We start from the raw sequence: 19,029 nt of genomic DNA, 5'->3' as shown, positions 1-19,029 counted from the left end.
ATTAAGAGGGAAATTTTATGAAAACTAAATTTTTTGAAAAGCCAATTTTTGTGTTTTTCAAAAAGATAATGGCTGTTGTTTGGAACTATATAAGAGTTAAATGGCATCGATATCAATTTACACGATGGCTAGCAATTATTTTTTTGAGTATAGCAGTTATAGCAAGTATTTATTTAACATATGTAGCTAAGACAACAGATGTCAAAGGGTTAAAGGCTACGTTAGAACGATCAACTGAAATTTATGATGTAAATGGGAAAAAGGCAGGCTATTTATATTCACAAAAGGGTACGTGGGTACCACTTAGTAAGATATCAAAAAATGTACAAAATGCAGTTTTATCAACTGAAGATAGAAATTTTTATCATGAATATGGTTTTTCTATCAAAGGTATTGCTAGGGCAGTATTATTATACATTCGTAATCGTGTTACAGGTAGTGATGTTATTAGTGGTGGTGGGAGTACAATTACCCAACAATTAGTAAAAAATGCTTTTTTAACACAAGAGCAGACCTTTTCGCGAAAAGCTAAAGAAATATTTTTAGCTGTGCAAGTTGAAAATGATTATTCAAAAAAAGAAATTTTAGCAATGTATCTGAATAATGCATATTTTGGAAATGGAGTTTGGGGCGTACAAGACGCTGCTAAACGATATTTTGGAGTTAGCGCAAGCAAGCTAACAGTACCTCAAGCAGCCACATTGGCAGGAATGCTACGAAGTCCTAGTGCATATAATCCGGTAGATCACCCTAAGGCTGCCAAAAGTCGACGTAATGTGGTTCTGAGTTTGATGGTTGAAAATAACAAATTATCCTCAACAGATGCAAAAAAATATCAATCAACAGCAATGGTAACTAAGGATAGTTATTCATACACATCTGGTTATAAGTATCCGTATTATTTTGATGCTGTTATTAATGAGGCAATTAGTCGCTATGGTTTGACTGAGTCGGAAATAATGAATAAAGGATATAAAATATATACTGCTTTGAATCAAAATTATCAAGAAAAAATGCAAGATGCATTTGCAAACAACTCATTGTTTCCATATGATGCCAGTGATGGAACAAAAGCACAAGGCGGTTCGATTGCAATTAATCCGAAAACAGGAGGTGTAGCAGCGCTTGTTGGTGGTCGCTCTGGTTCACATGTTTTTCGAGGATATAATCGCGCAACACAGCTAGTTCGATCACCAGGATCTTCAATAAAGCCAATAGCAGTATATACACCTGCATTGGAGAATGGGTATTTCTATGATTCGACTGTCAAAGATATTTTGAAATCATATGGTTCAAATAATTATACTCCTAAAAATTGGAATAGTGTTTATTCGGGAAATTTGCCAATGTATGAAGCTCTTGCTTTAAGTAAAAATACATCAGCAGTATGGTTATTAAATAAAATCGGAGTACAAAAGGGCTATGATTCAGTTAAAAAATTTGGTATTAAAGTTTCTAAAAGTGATGATAATTTGAGTTTAGCATTAGGTGGTATGAAAAATGGTGTTTCACCATATGAAATGGCAAGCGCCTATGAAGCATTTGCAAATAAAGGAGTACACTATTCAACGCACCTTATTACTAAAATAGTTGATTCATCAGGCAATGTAATTGTTGATAATACAAAAGTATCATCTAAGCGTATTATTTCAAAGAAAATAGCAAATGAAATGACAAGTATGATGATTGATGTATACAAAATAGGTACAGGTGTAAGTGCTAAACCATCAGGATATACAATTGCAGGAAAAACTGGCTCAACGCAAAGTACAACAAGTTCAACAAGTGGATCAGATAATGATCATTGGTATATTGGTTATACACCAGATGTTGTGGTTGCTACATGGGTTGGATTTGACTCTTCTAAATACTCATTACAAAATGAAGGAACTAGAGGCGGATCTGCATTGTTCAAAAAAGAAATGGAAGGTATATTACCATATACAGCCAATACAAAATTCACAGTAGAAGCGGCATCAACTAGAGCATCAGCAGCATCAAGTAGCAGTTCTAGTGATTCATCTTCAAGTAGTAGTGATGTATGGAGTAGTGTTGAGAGTGCGGGAGAAAACATTTCACAAAAGGCGTCTAGCTTAAAAAACAAAGCGGCTAGTTATATTGAAGGGCTTTTTGGTAATTAGAAGTTGATATGGTGGGAGGAAATAAATTGACGACAAAAAAATTATTTGACTATGCTTTAAATGAAAATGTAGATTTATTTGTATTGATTAAGGCAGCAGAAACACGTAAAACAAAAAATGATAAGCAGTTTATTGCTTTTAACTTTGCAGATAAATCAGGAGAAATTAGTGCAAAATACTGGGATGCTTCTGATGAAGATATAGTTCGCTTTCAAGCAGGAAAGATAGTGCATCTAATTGGAAAAAGAGAAAATTATCAGAACAATCCTCAAATTAAAATTTATAGTATCCAACTAACAAATGCAGAAAAAAATGAGCCACAAGATCCGGCTATGTTTGTAGAAGGTGCTCCTGAAGATATGAGCGAAATGCAAAAACAATTTGAGAGTTATCTTTTTGATATACACAATAATGTTTGGAATCGAGTCGTTCGTTATTTACTCAAAAAATACCAAGATAAGTTTTTTGTTTATCCAGCTGCAAAGAAGAATCATCATGCTTTTGCTGGCGGACTAGCATTTCACACTTTATCAATTTTACGGTTAGCACAAGCTGTCTCAAAAGAATATCCAGAGGTTAACTCTTCATTACTATATGCAGGGGCAATCTTACATGATTTAGGCAAGGTTATAGAACTGTCAGGCCCTGTGGCAACACAATACACTGTAGAAGGAAATTTGATTGGACATATTGTTTTAATTGATGAAGAAATAATTCAAGCCTGTCAAGAATTAGAAATCAATCCTAGAAAAGAAGACGCAATCTTATTGCGCCATGTTATTTTGGCACACCATGGACTATTAGAATATGGCTCACCAGTTCAGCCACATATACTAGAAGCTGAAATCTTACATCATTTAGATGATTTAGATGCCTCAATTCAGATGATGAATGGTAGTTTAAAGCATGTAGCACCAGGTGAGTTTTCAGAACGTATTTTTGGCCTTGAAGGCAGAAATTTTTATAAGCCACATGAATTATAGGGAAAATTAGTTTTTAATAGTAGGCAAGGCTAGAGATGTTTGAGGTAGAAAAATTTAGAGAATACAGTTAATGATTTTATAATGACAAAATAAAAAGTATCGCATCTAGGAAATAAATTCTTGATGCGATACTTTTATTTGTAATAAATTAATTATTTAAATTAATTTGAAGAAGATGATGAAGATGATGTTGATAAATAACTAGATAAGATATCTTTCAAATCACTATCTTTAATTGAAACTTTACCATTCTTCAAGACCTTAGCCACAATTTTTTGCATGTAAGTTGTGCTGGATTCTTTAGATGTGTAGATTTGATCTTTCAAATCAGAGATATGATCACTCATCTTACCCTTACCTGGGTTCTTAATCATCCAAATAATATGGTAGCCATAACTAGTTTTAACAGGTGTAGCTGTATATTCACCAGTCTTTAACTTGAATGCAGCAGTCTTAAAGGCTGTGGCATAAGAAGTATTTGAATTGTTGAAGGCTGATAACTTACCACCGGAACTTGAAGTAGAAGAATCAGTCGAGTATTTCTTAGCAAGTTTCTTAAAGTTAGCATAAGTTGGGTCTGCTTGTAATTTAGCAATGATTTTTTCAGCCTTTGCTTTTTTAGAAACTAAGATATGTGCAACTGTAACAGTTGGCTTATACTTCTTCCATTGTGCTTTTAACATAGAATTAGTAATTGTTGTATTAGCTTTAACAGCTTCTTCTAATAGTAAGTTAGAACGAATTGCTTCTTTAAATGATGCTTTAGTATAACCATACTCTGATAAAATTGTGGAGAATGAAGAACCATAATTAGATTTTTGTTTGTTATATTGTTTGGTGACATCACTTGTTGAAACTTTAGAACCATAATCCTTTTCAAGAATTTTGTTTAAAATCATCTGTTCTAGAACAGCTTTACCAGATGAAGTTGTTTTCATACTTGAATAATATTCACTTTCGGTAATTTTACCACCTGAAGTTGTAGCAACTGTTTTAGAACAAGCAGCTAAACTAAAGGTCATTAGGATACCAGCCAGAGCTACTAACCATTTTTTCATTATAAAAAACACATCCGTTTCTTTAAATTTCTTGCGGGAAAGCAAGTTAACGTTTATAACTATACCATAATATCGAAAAAACTTTGAGTCTTATTTGATAATTTATTGAAAATTCAATTAATGTTCAATAAATCTTCACTTTTTCAAGGAATTTACATCATCAATATAATGGGAAATATTTTCAGAGATTATATCAATTAATTCAGAGGAATTATCAAGTTGTCTAGCTAACTCTTCTGAATTTGAAATGACTTTTTCAAGTGCATTTGACCAATCTATCAAGCTATGTTCGACATTTTTCCAATCACGGTGTCTGTTTTCTAAGTATTGAATAATAATTTCACGTTTCCAATATGCAAGATCAGCCAATGAGCTAATTAGAATAAGCGACCGTATTTTTTTATTCAAGGTTAATCCTCCACATGTGTTTCAATGCTTTTAGCAATTAATTGTAGGGCAGCATCATCATAGTTTTCTGAATTATCAGTAAATGTCATTGAGAAATCATCGTCCTTGCTAAAACGTGGGATAAGATGAAAATGTGAATGAAAAACAGATTGATAGGCTATCGCGCCATTATTGTTAACTAAGTTTAAGCCCTTAACTTCAGGATTAGCAGCTTTAATAGCACGAGCAATTTTAGGTATCCGACTGAATACATCAGCTGCCAAGTGTTCATCATAGGCAAAAATATCTGGAACATGTTTTTTAGGAACTACTAAAGTATGACCAGCAGTAACTTGTGTTATATCTAAGAAAGCTTTAACAATATCATCTTCATAAATTGTTTTACTTGGAATTTCGCCTGCAATTATTTTACAAAAAATACAATCTTCCATTAGAAAACCCTCTTTCAATTAGTAAATTATTTTCACTTCTTAAGTATACACTAAACTAAGTATCAAAGTTAATGATAAACAAAATTTTCGGTCAGTATGGTATAATTTAGACGATAGAAACGGATGGAAAGGAAAAAATAAATGACATTAAAAGTTACGCAGCTTGTGGGTGGATACTCACAAATTCCAGTGTTAAAAGACATCTCTTTTGAAGTAAAAAAAGGTGAGTTGGTCGGTTTGATTGGACTTAATGGTGCTGGTAAATCAACAACAATAAATCATATTATAGGATTACTAACACCGCAAAAAGGTGAGATAACAATTAATGGAAACAGTCTTTTTACAAATACGCAAGAGTATAAGAAAAGTATAGCCTATGTGCCAGAAACACCTATTTTATATGAAGAATTAACGTTAAAAGAGCATATTGAGATGACTATTATGGCTTATGAATTAGAAAAGACTAGTGCATGGGATAAAGCACAGCAATTGTTGAAGACTTTTCGTTTAGAAAACAAACTTGATTGGTTTCCAGCTAACTTTTCAAAAGGAATGAAACAAAAGGTTATGTTAGTCTGTGCTTTCATTACACAAGCAGATCTATTTATTATTGACGAACCTTTTTTAGGCTTAGATCCCTTAGCTACCAGAGACTTACTTAACTTAATCGAACAAAGGAAAAGTGATGGTGCTTCTGTTTTGATGTCAACCCATGTTTTAAGTACAGCACAGGAATACTGTAATCGCTTTGTGTTGATTGATCATGGGAAGCTAAAAACAAGCGGTACGATACAGGAATTACAAGCAGAGTATGGACATCCTAATGCTAGTCTTTCTGAAATATATTTAGGAATGACTCAGGGAGATGGTGTTTAATGGAGAAGCTATGGAAGACACGTTTAAAAAGATACCAAAAAATGTTGTTAAAATATCTTCGTTACGTATTAAATGATCATTTTATTATAGCTTTACTTTTTATATTAGGGGCATTTGCTTGGAATTATTCAAATTTTTTGAAAAGTGTGGGATTAACAAATTCATTGGGTTATACCAAGTGGTTAATAGTAATTGGGTTACTAGTTTTATTGCACTTGGGTAAGTATGCAACCCTTTTAGAAGATGCGGATATCGTTTTTTTAGTACCACGAGAATATCAGATGCAAAGTTACTTAAAAAAAGCATATTGGCATAGTGTAACAATCACATTAGGACAGCAGTTGCTTTGTTTAATTATTTTGTTTCCATATTTCATGATTGTTTTAGGCTTTTCGTTATTTCAAATTGTTTGCATTGTATTAGTGCAGTTGTTATTGAAAACACAGATACTACGATATGAATTGTTAGCTGCAAGTATCGCTAGATTGCGAGAAAATGTAGTCAAAATAGCATTTGTTTGGCTTATACCGGCTATTTGTTTATCCCTAGCAATAATCTGGGGCTGGTTAGGAATTTTAATTACAGTTATGTATATACTAAGTTTGCATAAATTAGAAAAAAGAAATATGACAAGTACAATTGCTTGGAAATATTTAATTATGAAAGAAAATCAGAGAATGTTAAGTCTATATCGCTTTTTTAATCTGTTTACAGATGTACCATTCATAAGTAGAACAGCTAAACGGCGTAAATATCTTGATTTTATTTTGCCCCAAAAACCAGTATATACATTTTTATATGCACGTAGTCTAGTTAGAAATAGCGAATTTAGTGAATTATGGCTTCGGTTAACGGTATTAGGAACCGTGATTTTATATTTTATTTCTAATTTTATGCTTAGCTGTATATTGGCGCTTATCTTCAACTATTTAATTGGATTTCAAATGTTTCCACTGGAAAAGAAATATGAGAATATTGTTTTCACACATCTATATCCGATTGAAAAAAAAGTACGTGAGAGACAATTTAGTAGGTTATTAATGAAAATATTAGTTTTTACAAATGTTTTTTTTGCTATATCAGTTTTAGTGGCAACAAAGGGAATATACGATTTTATTTTAATGATAATAATCTTAGGAATAGAAGATTATTTGTTGGTAGTTCCTTATCTGAAATGGTATCGTAAAAAACATGGTTAAAAACGAACTTGACACTAGACTTCTAAATTTGTAGACTTGTAATAGTTATCGATGTCAGTAAAAGGAGAGCCAATTATGAATTTAGATTTAGAAAATGGTTGGCATGTTTTACCAATTGATGGCGACACTGGTACAGCCTATATGGGTATCAATAATAACGAAAAGTTATTTTTAAAACGTAATACATCACCTTTTTTGGCTGCACTGTCAATTGAGGAAATAACTCCGCGACTTGTTTGGACTAAACGAATGACATCAGGAGATACGTTGACAGCACAAGAGTGGATGGATGGACGCTGCCTAAAACGTAAAGAGATGACAAGTGAAAGTGTTTCTGCACTTTTATATCGCGTACATCATTCACAGTTATTACGCCGAATGTTACGACAAGTCGGCGGAAGTGTATTGACACCTAGAGAGTTGCTGAATCAATATTTTAGGGGATTACCGGCTGATTTGCGGCATAATCCGTTATTAAAAAATGTTGCTAATCGATTACGTACTACTCAACCGTATTTTGAGCGCTCGAATTATGAAGTATGTCATGGTGATTTAAATCATAAAAACTGGCTTTTGTCGGAAGAAAATCGACTTTATTTAGTAGATTGGGAATCAGCGATTATTGCAGATCCTGCATATGATTTAAGCATGTTAATTTGTCAATATGTCCCACGCCAAGATTGGGAAAAATGGTTAGTAAGATATTATCAAAACAGCCAAGAAGTAGCAACGGATGACTTAAGAATGCGTATTAATTGGTATAGTTTGAGTTGCTTATTGCTTCTTATTAAGGAAAAGCATCAGCGTGGTCGTTTCCATGAAATGAACCAAGACATAATTAAACTTTCTGAAGTGCTTGAACAACAACAATATATTTAAAGCTGGAATATATATCAGTGCATATCTGCGAGATGTATTCCAGCTTCTCATTTTATATGAATTATTTAATTTAATGATGGAGGAAAAGATGCGTTTACGAAATAAACCGTGGGCAAAACCTCTAATTGCAGCTAATCCGCAATGGGTAATAACTAGCCCAAATGAATATAGAGGGAAATGGCAGGATAGATTTCCTAGAAAACAGCCGTTGTATATTGAAATTGGAATGGGTAAAGGGCGCTTTATAATTGAAATGGCGCAAAAACATCCTGAATTCAATTTTATTGGAATTGAAATGCAAACTGTAGCTACAGGAATCGTATTAAAAAAACAATTAGAAGTACAATTACCTAATTTACAGCTGATTTGTGCCAATGGCGCAAACTTGAGTGAATATTTTGCTAACTCTGAAGTGGCAGGAATTTACCTGAATTTTTCTGATCCATGGCCTAAAAAAAGACAAGCCAAGAGGCGGTTAACATATAAATCTTTTCTTAGCCAATATCAACAAGTATTACAAGTAAAAGGGCATTTAGAATTTAAAACAGATAATCGCGGCTTATTTGAATATTCCTTAGTTAGTTTAAACGAATATGGTATGAAGTTTGATAAAGTCTGGCTTGATTTACATGCTTCACCAGATATTGAACAAAATACTATGACAGAGTACGAAGAAAAATTTAGCGCAAAGGGACAACCAATCTATAAAATAGAAGCCCATTTTTAATAGATAAGCAAATTAGTTATAAACCGTGTAGCTAATGTTGTATAATAGTTAAAAATGTTTGGAGGAAATAAATTATGAAAATGTTGCCTAAAATGAATAAGGTTGAATTAGAAACTAAATTAAGCAAAGGCCAATATGTTTTGTTTTTCACAGCAGATTGGTGTCCTGATTGTCGCTTTATAAAACCGGCAATGCCTGAAATTGAAGCAAATTTTAAACAATATGATTTTATTCAAGTTGATCGTGATGAAAATATTGATCTTTGTCAAGAACTTATGATTATGGGAATTCCTAGTTTTGTTGTCTACAAAGATGGGAAGGAAGTTTCCCGGTTTGTAAATAAAGATCGCAAAACAAAAGAAGAAGTAACATCTTTTTTAAGTGCGGCAAAGTAATTAGTATATTTAAGAGGAGTTTGAAAGTTTAATGTTAGTTTCTAGTTATAACCCTACACAAATAGGGGATGTATTAATTGTTCTTACTAATCCAGATGTAGTGAACCAAAGGTCAGAAACTAAACAAGATGTAGTTCGGATTTTTGACAGTGAGACACACGAGACAATAGGTTTTAATTTTTTTGATGTTAGTAAAAAAATTTCAGATGTAACTGGACTTGGGCAGATTCAATTAAATTCACAACAGGTAGATAAGCTTAATTTTTATTTAAAAGAGATAGGTTTTGCTCCTGAGTTAAAGCTAGATGTACAGCCTAAGTTCGTGGTTGGTAATGTAATTGAATTAGCAGAGCATCCTGATTCTGATCATCTACATGTTGCTAAGGTCCAAGTAGATGAAGGAGAGGTATTACAGATTGTTTGTGGAGCGCCTAACATAGAAAAAGATCAAAATGTTGTTGTTGCTAAAGTTGGTGCAATGATGCCAAATGGAATGATGATCTGGCCAGGTGCATTGCGAGGAGTTTCTAGCTATGGAATGATTTGTGCGGCTCGAGAATTAAATTTACCCAATGCACCACAAAAACGAGGTATTCTTGTGCTTAATAAAGATGAATATCCAGCTGGACAAAGTTTTGATTTCGCTAAAGCTGCTTATTTATTTAACAACTAAAGGATATAGTGTGTTAAAATTGGATTGATATTCGAGAATGATTTCTTGAATGTAATCCAATTTTTTGTTAGGATGGGAAATCATGAAAAAGTATGATGGGCCGGCTTTTTACCGGCAAAATGATAAAAAACAAAATAATCCAAAAAAGACATTTAAAGAATTACAAGCAAATTTATCCAAAAAAAATAATTATGCTAGCAGTTATAATAGTCGTGGATTTCACCCAACGTTTTTTCCGCCTTCAAAGGGAAAACAAAATTTTACAAGTTTACATGATAAATATGCACACTTGATTATTGCATTGGATAAAAGCAGTGATAGTTATATTTTGTTTCAAGACGAATCTAAAATATCGCAACGAGAATTGCCGTTAATAGATTTAACTAAAAGCAATAATGAGATAGTTATAGATAAAGAAAATGTAGTAAGCAATAGTAGCATTGCTGAAAAAAAAGCTGAACATTTTAAACAGTCTAAGAATGTTTTAAACCAAGCCGTAGAAAGTCAAGAAAAGACATTGGTGCCCAACAATGGAAAAGTAGATAAAAACATTTTAATAGAAAAAATGGCATCTACAATTTTGAATAAAAGTTTACAACAAGAAAAGGCAAGAATTTTTGAAAAAGATAAAATAATTGAAAATAAGCAATCAATGCAGTTAAATGCTAAACCCATAGTTAAACAAGATCAGTCTAATCAAGCAAGTAAATTTAGTAATGTTAAAACAGAGAACAGTCTATTAAGTAAACGAGTTTTAATTGCATCTGAAAAAGACAACTTGGAATATCAATATCCAAGTTTGGAATTATTGCCTAAGCCAGTAACAAGTAATGATAGCTCTGTTAATGATTGGGTTGAAAAGCAAGTAGTTAAATTGAATGAAGCGCTGTTTTCTTTTAAAGTTGATGCCAAAGTTGAGAATTGGACAATAGGGCCCTCTATTATTCAATTTGAAGTTAAATTAGGTCGAGGAGTTAAGGTTAATAAAATAACCAATTTATCGGATGATTTGCAACTTGCTTTAGCTGTTCGAGATGTTCGTATTGAGGCCCCTATTCCAGGGAAAAGTAGCGTAGGAATTGAAATTCCGAATAAATATGCGCGACCAGTTAATTTAGCAGAAGTTCTCTCTTCTAATGAATTTAAAAACGCGGATTCACCTTTGACGGTAGCTTTAGGGGTTGATTTATTTGGTCGACCTCAAATAACAAATATTCAAAAAATGCCGCATGGGTTAATAGCAGGGGCAACTGGTTCGGGTAAATCGGTCTTTATCAATAGTATGCTTATTTCTTTATTATATAAGGCAACACCTCAGGACGTTAAACTAATCTTAATTGATCCTAAGGCGGTAGAAATGGCGCCATATCAAGATATTCCGCATTTATTAGCGCCAGTTATTTCAGACCCACAAGCTGCTTCTGCTGCTTTAAAGTGGGTTGTGGAAGAAATGGAAAATCGCTACCAAAAACTATTAGCTGCAGGTGTTCGTAATATCGAAGGCTTTAATAATAAAGTAAGTGAAAGCCAACAATACGGGTTGAAAATGCCTTACATAGTGGTGATTATCGATGAATTAGCTGATTTAATGATGGTGGCGGCTTCTGAAGTACAAGATTATATTGCACGAATTACGGCAAAAGCACGAGCTGCGGGTATTCATTTAATTGTAGCAACGCAAAGACCGAGTGTTGATGTTTTAACAGGGACAATTAAAAATAATATTCCAACGCGCATTGCTTTTATGGTGTCAAGTCAGATTGACTCAAGAACTATTCTGGATAGTGCTGGTGCAGAGCGCCTTTTAGGCCGGGGTGACATGCTATATCTAGGTAACGGTTCTGGTCAGCCAATTCGGTTACAAGGAACGTTTATTGGTGATGAAATTGATGAAGTTACAGATTCTGTACGTAAACAAGGACATCCCCAATATGCATTTGATCCAGATAATTTGAAAGACAAAATAATTGAAGATGAACAACAAGATGAGTTAGTTCCACGGGTTTTAGACTATATCGTTAATGAAAAAGAAATTTCCACATCAAAATTACAACGTGTTTTTTCAATAGGTTATAATCGCGCGGCTAGTATAATTGATTTATTAGAAGAAAAACAGTATATTTCAAAAGCACGCGGTTCAAAACCACGAAGTGTTTTTTTAACACAAGAACAGTTGAATAAACTTCGTGTATAGATGAAATAAATTTAAAAACAAATAACATTCTGTTTATGGTACACTATTTTTGAGTGTAAACAAGAAAAGAGGATATTGAATATGGATACGGATACTACGTATTTTTTTGTAGGTATTAAGGGAACTGGAATGAGTTCGCTAGCATTAATTCTAAATGATAAGGGCTATAAAGTTGCTGGTTCGGATATTGAAAAATATACATTTACGCAACGAGGTTTAGAAAAAGCTGGTATAGAAGTACTAACTTTTGATAAAAACAATATTAAACCAAATATGACAATTGTTGCGGGAAATGCTTTTGATGAAGAACATGAAGAGATAAAACGTGCACATGAATTAAATTTAAAAGTGTTAACTTATCCTGAAACAGTAGAAATGCTAATAGAAGAAGAAAATACAACAAGTATTGGTATTGCAGGCGCGCATGGAAAAACGAGCACGACAGGTTTATTAGCTCATGTTATAGGTGGAGTTGCTCCAACAAGTTTTTTGGTTGGCGATGGTTCAGGGAAAGGTACACCAGGTGCACGTTTTTTTGTTTTTGAAGCAGATGAATATAGACGTCATTTTGTTGCATATCATCCAGAATATACAATTATGACAAATATTGATTTTGATCATCCAGACTATTTTACTGGTATTGATGATGTATGTGCGGCATTTGAAACATTAGCCAAACAAACAAAAAAAGGTATTTTTGCATGGGGCGAGGATAAATATTTACGCTCTCTTAAATATGACGTTCCAGTTCATTTTTATGGAACTGAGGCAGATGATGAATTCAGAGCTCAAAACATTAAACGGACAACAAAAGGGTCGACTTTTGATGTTTATCATTTTGATGAATTTTTAGGCAATTATCAAATTCCTATGTTTGGTGAACATAACGTATTAAACAGTTTAGCAGTAATCGCAGTTGCCTTTTTTGAAAAAGTTGATCAAGAAGAAATAAAGCGTGAATTGCTAACATTTAAAGGTGTAAAACGACGCTTTTCTGAAAAAAGAATTTCTGATATGGTAATTATTGACGATTATGCACATCATCCTGCTGAAATTAGAGCAACATTAGATGCGGCACGTCAACAATATCCAGATAAAAAAATTATTGCAGTTTTTCAACCACATACTTTTAGTAGAACAGTCGCACTGATGGATGAATTTGCAGAGAGTCTAAATCTTGCAGATAAGGTATTTTTGACGGAAATTTTCAGCTCGATTCGTGAAAAAAATGGTAAGGTATCAGCTAAGGATTTAGGTAACAAAATTACTAAGGGCGGCGAAGTTCTTTCTTTAGAGAATATGTCGCCGTTATTAGACTTCCATGATGATGTCGCTATTTTCATGGGTGCGGGAGATATTCCTAAGTATGAGCACGCGTATGAGGATCTATTGAGCAATTTAAGCTTAAAAACGAATTAGTAGCTGTTGACATTTAGTAAGTATATAAGGTATCATTAAATTCTCATAGAATATTAAAGGAGAAAAATATGTTTAAGTCAGTTTCTGTGTTATTTGCTAAAGCACAAGTTACATGTTGTATGATGTACAACATGTGTTTTAGCGTACATAAAAACTGGAATACGCATATTTTTGATATTAGATGAGATTTATTATTTAGAAATTTAATCTATTAGATAATCAAAAAGTCCGCATTCTAAAAAAATAGAATGTGGGCTTTTATTGTTTGATTAATAATTTTTAAATAAACACTTTGAAGATTAAAGGGAGGCTTTTTTATGAAAAAAGCAAAAATAAAGGTTTTGGGAGTAATAGTAATATTAGCAGCATTCTTTCTAGTTGCTTGTGGGAAAAAAACAACTTCAAGTTCTGAAAAGCAAGTTTTGAATTTGAGTGCAACTGCAGCTTTAGATACTATTGATATTTCAAAAGCGACTGGATATGGACAATTAGGTAATGTATTTGAAAGCTTTTATCGTTTAGGGAATAATGGTAAGACTACGGCTGGACTTGCTAAAAGTGCGCATGTTTCAAAAAATGGATTAAAATGGACTTTTGTTTTGCGAGATGCTAAGTGGAGCAATGGAGATAATATTACTGCACAAGATTTTGTATATTCATGGGAACGAACAATTGCACCTAAAACTGCTTCACCATATGCTTATTTGTTTTATAGTATAAAAAATGCAAAAGCAATTAATGAAGGCAAAATGGCAACCAATAAATTAGGAATTAAAGCTAAGAATTCCAAAACAGTTGTCATCACTTTGAACAAACCAATCGCGTATTTTAAAGTATTAATGGCCTATCCTTTATTTGGACCTCAAAATGAAAAAGTAATTAAGAAATACGGCAAAAAATATGGGACAAGTTCAAAATATATGGTTTATTCAGGTCCATTTAAGATAAAAAATTGGACGGGAACGTCAGATACATGGCAATTTACTAAAAATAATAAATACTGGGATAAGTCAAAGGTTAAATTACAAAAAATTAACTATAAGGTAGTAAGTAATTATAATACAGGTTATGAATTATATGAACAAGGAAAATTAGACATGACACCACTTTCAAGTCAGCAGGTTAAAAACTATAAGAACAATTCGCAATTTAAACAATATCCATATTCGTATATCTCATATCTAGCGTATAATTTTAATGACAGTAACGAGGATAATAAAAAAGCATTAAATAACAAATATATTAGATTAGCATTGTCGTTAGCGTTAGATCGTAATGTCTTAACTAAAAAGATTTTTGGAGATGGTTCGCAAGTTCCAGCAGGATTTGTTGCTTCTGGACTAGCAACTAATCCAACAACTGGTACGGATTTTGCCAAAGAGCAAAAAGTTGCAAACACCGTTAGTTACAATCAAAAACTAGCACGTAAATATTGGAAAAAAGGTCTTAAACAAATTGGAGTTACAAAATTAAAATTTACTATCCTTTCTTCTGATGATGTAACAACTAATGATGCATTAACCCAGTATCTACAGTCACAATACACTAAAGAATTTACAGGACTTTCGATTTCAATTGAAAATATTCCAGGAAAAAGTGCACAACAAAAGGCTAAAAAAGGACAGTTTGATATTTATGTTTCAGGTTGGGGCGGTGACTTTAATGATCCAATAACATTTTTACAGATACCAGTTACAGGGACGTCATACAATTATGGTAGTTATTCAAATGCGAAGTATGATGCTTTAATTGAAAAAGCTGAAAATGAAGATGCTAATAATAAGACGAAACGGTGGACGGATTTGGTTAAAGCAGCAAAGATTTTTAATGCTGATCAAGGGGTAACACCATTGTACCAACAAACGACAGCATATTTACAAAAAAGTAAGGTGAAAGGTGTTATTCATAATACTGCTGGAACACAGTGGAATTACAAATATGCTTATATTAAATAATTGTAAAGTCTTTTTCTAAAAGTTTAAAAGATGCATTTGAAGAAAAATTTGTGTTAAAATAGTATGCAACAAGGTATGAATGATAGAAGTAATCTCTTTGTTCATATGTAAATAATGTGTAATTTAGATTGTTTAATTAGTAAGTTGGACAATCGTAAGACAGAGTTAAGGGGAGTAGATATCAATGAATAATGAAAATCGTGTATACTATCGCGATGAGCAAGGTGTTAATCGCTTTTTAGGCAAGATGTATGCTTTTATGGCAACTGCTGTGGGTGTCTCAGCACTTGTTGCTTATCTTGTGTCAACCGTCTTTTATGCATCTGTGATGTCAGTTTTTGCGACTAATCGTTTAGCAATATGGGTATTGTTTATTGTTCAATTAGGACTTGTTTTTGGAATGTCATTAAAAGCTGATCGTAATCCAGTTGTAACCTCTGCAATGTTATATGCATATGCAGTTTTAGAGGGGCTATTTTTTGGAATTATTATTCCGTTATATACCGCTCAAAGTGTAACAATGGCTTTTGTTTCTGCAGCAACCGTTTTTGTTGTTTTAGCATTTTTTGGTACGACAACGAAAAAAAGTTTAGCAACTGTAGGACGTCATGCTATGGCAGCGTTGATTGCATTGATCATTGTGATGATTATCAATTTATTTTTACAAAGTTCAGCAATTCAGTTTGCATTTTCAGTAATCGGAGTTGTTATTTTCAGTGCATTAACAGCTTGGGATGCACAAAGATTTCGCCAGCTTTATATACAATATAATGGCCAAATAAATACAACGAATTTAGCATTAGTGGGAGCTTTACAACTATACCTTGACTTTATTAACTTATTTATTCAGCTATTAAATATCTTTGGAAGTTTTGGTGGCAAACGTAGTTAATAGCTTGCGAATATTATCAAATTAAAGGTGAGATTTTTCTCGCCTTTTTTATATCCAGAATTGTTTAACTTGTTTTTTTCACTTTTAGCAATTAGTTTGCTAAAATATAATTGAGGACAATCCAAGGAGGATTTTGATGACAGAAAAAAAATTACTATTAATTGATGGAAATAGTGTAGCCTTTAGAGCTTTTTACGCACTTTATAGTTCGGTAGAACGTTTTACAAATCATGAAGGCTTACATACGAATGCTCTATATGGATTTAAGACGATGCTAGATGCAGTTTTAAAAGAAGAAAAGCCGACAAATGTTTTAGTAGCTTTTGATGCTGGAAAGAAAACATTTAGAACAGAAAAATTTCAAGATTACAAAGGGAATAGAAATAAAACACCAAGTGAACTAACTGAACAATTTCCATATTTTAAAAATTTATTAGCAGGTTATGGAATAAAAAGTTATAAGTTACTCAATTATGAAGCTGATGATATTATTGGAACTTTAGCTAAAGAGGCTGAACAGTTGGGATATACGACAACAATCGTTACTGGAGATCGAGACTTAACACAGTTAACTACTCCTCAAACAACTGTAGCTGTAACGATTAAGGGTGTAAGTGAAATTGAAAAATATACACCAGAACATGTGGCAGAAAAATTTGCAGGGTTAACCCCAAAACAGATTATTGATATGAAGGCATTGGTAGGTGATAATTCTGATAATTATCCAGGTGTTACCAAAGTTGGGGAGAAAACGGCAATAAAATTGTTGCAGCAATATGATAGTGTTGAAGGTATTTACGAACAAGTTGATAGCATGAAAAAGTCAAAACTTAAGGAGAATTTGATTAACGACAAAGAAACAGCTTTTTTGTGTAAAGATCTTGCAAGAATTAGACAAGATGCTCCGCTAGAGCTAAAGATTGAAGACACAAAATGGTTGGGTGAAGATACCGAAAAATTGCGTACTTTTTATATGGAAATGGATTTTAAACGCTTTTTGGGACAGATGGCAGCAAAAGATAGCATAGACGCAGAGCAATCAGTCATTGAATATAGTATTTTAGATGCTAAAAGTGCTGCAGAATTAAAGGCTCCTAAGAATGCAGAAATAAGTTTTTACCTAGAGATGGCTGGAGAAAACTATCATAGTGCCGCTAGCGTTGGTTTTGCATTGAAAATAAACCAAAAATACTATGTTAGTCGAGATTGTAAATTATTAAAGCAACAGGGAGTACGTTGTATTTTAGAAAGCCAAAAAATTGATGTTTTTGATGGAAAAAGGACGTTTGTTGGTTTGAAGAAAAATGAAGTTGCATTAAAAAATGTTGATTTTGATCTGCTATTAGTCTCGTATTTATTAAATACAAGTGAGAATAGTAATGATCTAGGTAACTTGGTGCATTTACATGATTATTATGAAGTTCAAACAGATGAGGCGGTATATGGCAAGGGGGCTAAATTTGCTTTTCCGACAGATGACGAGGTCTTTTTTAATCATCTTGCACATAAAGTCAAGGCAATATCTGATTTAAAGAAGCCGTTATATGATAAATTAATACAGAATAAGCAAGAGATGCTTTATTTTGAAATTGAACGTCCTTTATCTTTGGTGTTGGCTGAGATGGAATCTACAGGAATAAAAATTGATTTAGACTGTTTACAGAGTATGCAAAGTAAATTTAAGGAACGTTTAACGCAAATCGAACAACAAATCTATCAAGAAGCAGGTAAGGAGTTTAATATCAATTCACCTAAACAATTGGGAATAGTTTTGTTTGAAGATTTACAGTTACCCTTTGCTAAAAAAACAAAGACAGGTTATTCAACTTCTGCTAAAGTATTAGAAAAATTACAAGGATATGCGCCAATTATTGATAATATCCTACAATATCGTCAATTAGCAAAGTTACAGTCAACGTATATTGAAGGGTTATTAAGGGTTGCTGATAAAAAAGATCATAAGGTGCATACACGCTATTTACAGACACTAACAGCTACAGGTAGATTGTCGTCGGTTGATCCTAATTTGCAGAATATTCCTGTTCGCTTAGAAGAGGGGAGAAAAATTCGTCAAGCTTTTATTGCAAGCAAACCAGGTTGGGAGATTTTTTCTTCTGATTATTCTCAAATTGAGTTACGGGTATTAGCGCATATTTCGGGTGATGAAAATATGCAATCAGCCTTTAAACAAGGTGCCGATATTCATGCAAAAACGGCAATGAACATTTTTAATTTGGATGATGCAAGTCAAGTTACAAGTAATATGCGCCGTCAAGCTAAAGCAGTTAATTTTGGAATAGTTTATGGGATAAGTGATTTTGGCTTAGCTAGAAATATAGGTATTTCTAACAAAAAGGCCAAAGAGTTTATAGAAACATATTTTAAATCATTTCCGGGTGTCAAAGAGTATATGGAAAAAAGTGTAGAAACTGCTAAGAGATTGGGATATGTTGAAACACTATTCCATAGAAGAAGATATCTTCCTGATATTAAGGCAAAGAACTTTAATTTACGTTCTTTTGCAGAACGGACAGCGATGAATACACCAATACAAGGTAGTGCGGCTGATATTATTAAAGTGGCAATGATTAATATGCAAACGATGCTGAAAAAAGAAAATTTAGAAACCAAAATGTTATTGCAGGTGCATGATGAATTAATTTTTGAAGCACCTACAGATGAAATTGCATATTTAGAAAAAATGGTGCCTCAAGTTATGGATTCAGCTGTTAAATTAAACGTACCACTTAAAGTTGAAAGTAAACATGGTGCTACATGGTTTGATACAAAGTAATTTGG

Annotated in this window: 16 protein-coding genes; 13 read left to right on the top strand and 3 right to left on the bottom strand. The window is 32.9% G+C overall.

The window, feature by feature from the left end:
• Positions 1–17: 17 nt before the first annotated feature.
• Positions 18–2,141, top strand: coding sequence for a PBP1A family penicillin-binding protein (locus LB941_RS05285; protein ID WP_425270493.1), 2,124 nt, complete (start codon positions 18–20; stop codon positions 2,139–2,141).
• A gap of 26 nt (positions 2,142–2,167) precedes the next feature.
• Positions 2,168–3,124, top strand: a complete 957-nt coding sequence (locus LB941_RS05280) for a 3'-5' exoribonuclease YhaM family protein (protein ID WP_253360100.1) — start codon at positions 2,168–2,170, stop codon at positions 3,122–3,124.
• Positions 3,125–3,285: 161 nt separating this feature from the next.
• On the opposite strand, the gene LB941_RS05275 is transcribed toward LB941_RS05280, so the two are convergent.
• The 3 genes from LB941_RS05275 to LB941_RS05265 all read right to left on the bottom strand — a co-directional run bounded on the left by LB941_RS05275 (position 3,286) and on the right by LB941_RS05265 (position 5,021).
• Positions 3,286–4,182 (bottom strand): peptidylprolyl isomerase, encoded by an 897-nt coding sequence (locus tag LB941_RS05275; RefSeq protein ID WP_253360098.1) that lies wholly within the window; start codon positions 4,180–4,182, stop codon positions 3,286–3,288.
• 135 nt (positions 4,183–4,317) lie between these two features.
• Entirely contained in the window at positions 4,318–4,590 is a 273-nt protein-coding gene (locus tag LB941_RS05270; RefSeq protein WP_253360096.1) for a hypothetical protein, read from the bottom strand.
• A gap of 2 nt (positions 4,591–4,592) precedes the next feature.
• Positions 4,593–5,021 carry an HIT family protein gene (locus LB941_RS05265; RefSeq protein WP_253360095.1) on the bottom strand — a complete coding sequence of 143 codons (429 nt, stop codon included), beginning with the start codon at positions 5,019–5,021 and terminating at the stop codon, positions 4,593–4,595.
• 141 nt (positions 5,022–5,162) lie between these two features.
• On the opposite strand from LB941_RS05265, the gene LB941_RS05260 reads away from it, so the two are divergent.
• From LB941_RS05260 to polA, 11 genes are all read left to right on the top strand, one after another.
• Positions 5,163–5,897 (top strand): ABC transporter ATP-binding protein, encoded by a 735-nt coding sequence (locus LB941_RS05260; protein WP_253360094.1) that lies wholly within the window; start codon positions 5,163–5,165, stop codon positions 5,895–5,897.
• Positions 5,897–7,096 (top strand): ABC transporter permease, encoded by a 1,200-nt coding sequence (locus LB941_RS05255; protein ID WP_253360093.1) that lies wholly within the window; start codon positions 5,897–5,899, stop codon positions 7,094–7,096. The genes LB941_RS05260 and LB941_RS05255 overlap by 1 nt, the downstream gene beginning before the upstream one ends.
• Positions 7,097–7,171: 75 nt before the next feature.
• A complete protein-coding gene (locus LB941_RS05250) occupies positions 7,172–7,975 on the top strand; it encodes a phosphotransferase family protein (RefSeq protein WP_253360092.1) in 804 nt (267 codons plus the stop codon).
• A gap of 88 nt (positions 7,976–8,063) precedes the next feature.
• Positions 8,064–8,702, top strand: a complete 639-nt coding sequence (gene trmB / locus LB941_RS05245; RefSeq protein WP_253360091.1) for a tRNA (guanosine(46)-N7)-methyltransferase TrmB — start codon at positions 8,064–8,066, stop codon at positions 8,700–8,702.
• 74 nt (positions 8,703–8,776) lie between these two features.
• Positions 8,777–9,097, top strand: coding sequence for a thioredoxin family protein (locus LB941_RS05240; RefSeq protein ID WP_253360089.1), 321 nt, complete (start codon positions 8,777–8,779; stop codon positions 9,095–9,097).
• A 31-nt stretch (positions 9,098–9,128) separates the two neighbouring features.
• On the top strand, positions 9,129–9,770 hold the full coding sequence (ytpR, locus tag LB941_RS05235; protein ID WP_253360087.1) for a YtpR family tRNA-binding protein: 642 nt from the start codon (positions 9,129–9,131) through the stop codon (positions 9,768–9,770).
• Positions 9,771–9,852: 82 nt separating this feature from the next.
• Entirely contained in the window at positions 9,853–11,964 is a 2,112-nt protein-coding gene (locus LB941_RS05230; RefSeq protein WP_253360084.1) for a DNA translocase FtsK, read from the top strand.
• Positions 11,965–12,045: 81 nt separating this feature from the next.
• On the top strand, positions 12,046–13,383 hold the full coding sequence (murC, locus tag LB941_RS05225; RefSeq protein ID WP_253360082.1) for a UDP-N-acetylmuramate--L-alanine ligase: 1,338 nt from the start codon (positions 12,046–12,048) through the stop codon (positions 13,381–13,383).
• A gap of 317 nt (positions 13,384–13,700) precedes the next feature.
• Complete coding sequence (locus tag LB941_RS05220; protein ID WP_253360080.1) at positions 13,701–15,338, top strand: peptide ABC transporter substrate-binding protein; 1,638 nt, start codon at positions 13,701–13,703, stop codon at positions 15,336–15,338.
• Between the two features lie 184 nt (positions 15,339–15,522).
• Positions 15,523–16,230, top strand: coding sequence for a Bax inhibitor-1/YccA family protein (locus LB941_RS05215; RefSeq protein ID WP_253360078.1), 708 nt, complete (start codon positions 15,523–15,525; stop codon positions 16,228–16,230).
• A 136-nt stretch (positions 16,231–16,366) separates the two neighbouring features.
• Positions 16,367–19,024 carry a DNA polymerase I gene (gene polA, locus LB941_RS05210; RefSeq protein ID WP_253360076.1) on the top strand — a complete coding sequence of 886 codons (2,658 nt, stop codon included), beginning with the start codon at positions 16,367–16,369 and terminating at the stop codon, positions 19,022–19,024.
• Positions 19,025–19,029 lie beyond the last annotated feature (5 nt).

The sequence above is a fragment of the Ligilactobacillus ubinensis genome (genome assembly GCF_024160875.1).
Lineage (GTDB): Bacteria > Bacillota > Bacilli > Lactobacillales > Lactobacillaceae > Ligilactobacillus > Ligilactobacillus ubinensis.
The sequence above is the reverse complement of the archived record's forward strand: the minus strand, read 5'-3'. Positions and strand labels throughout refer to the sequence as shown.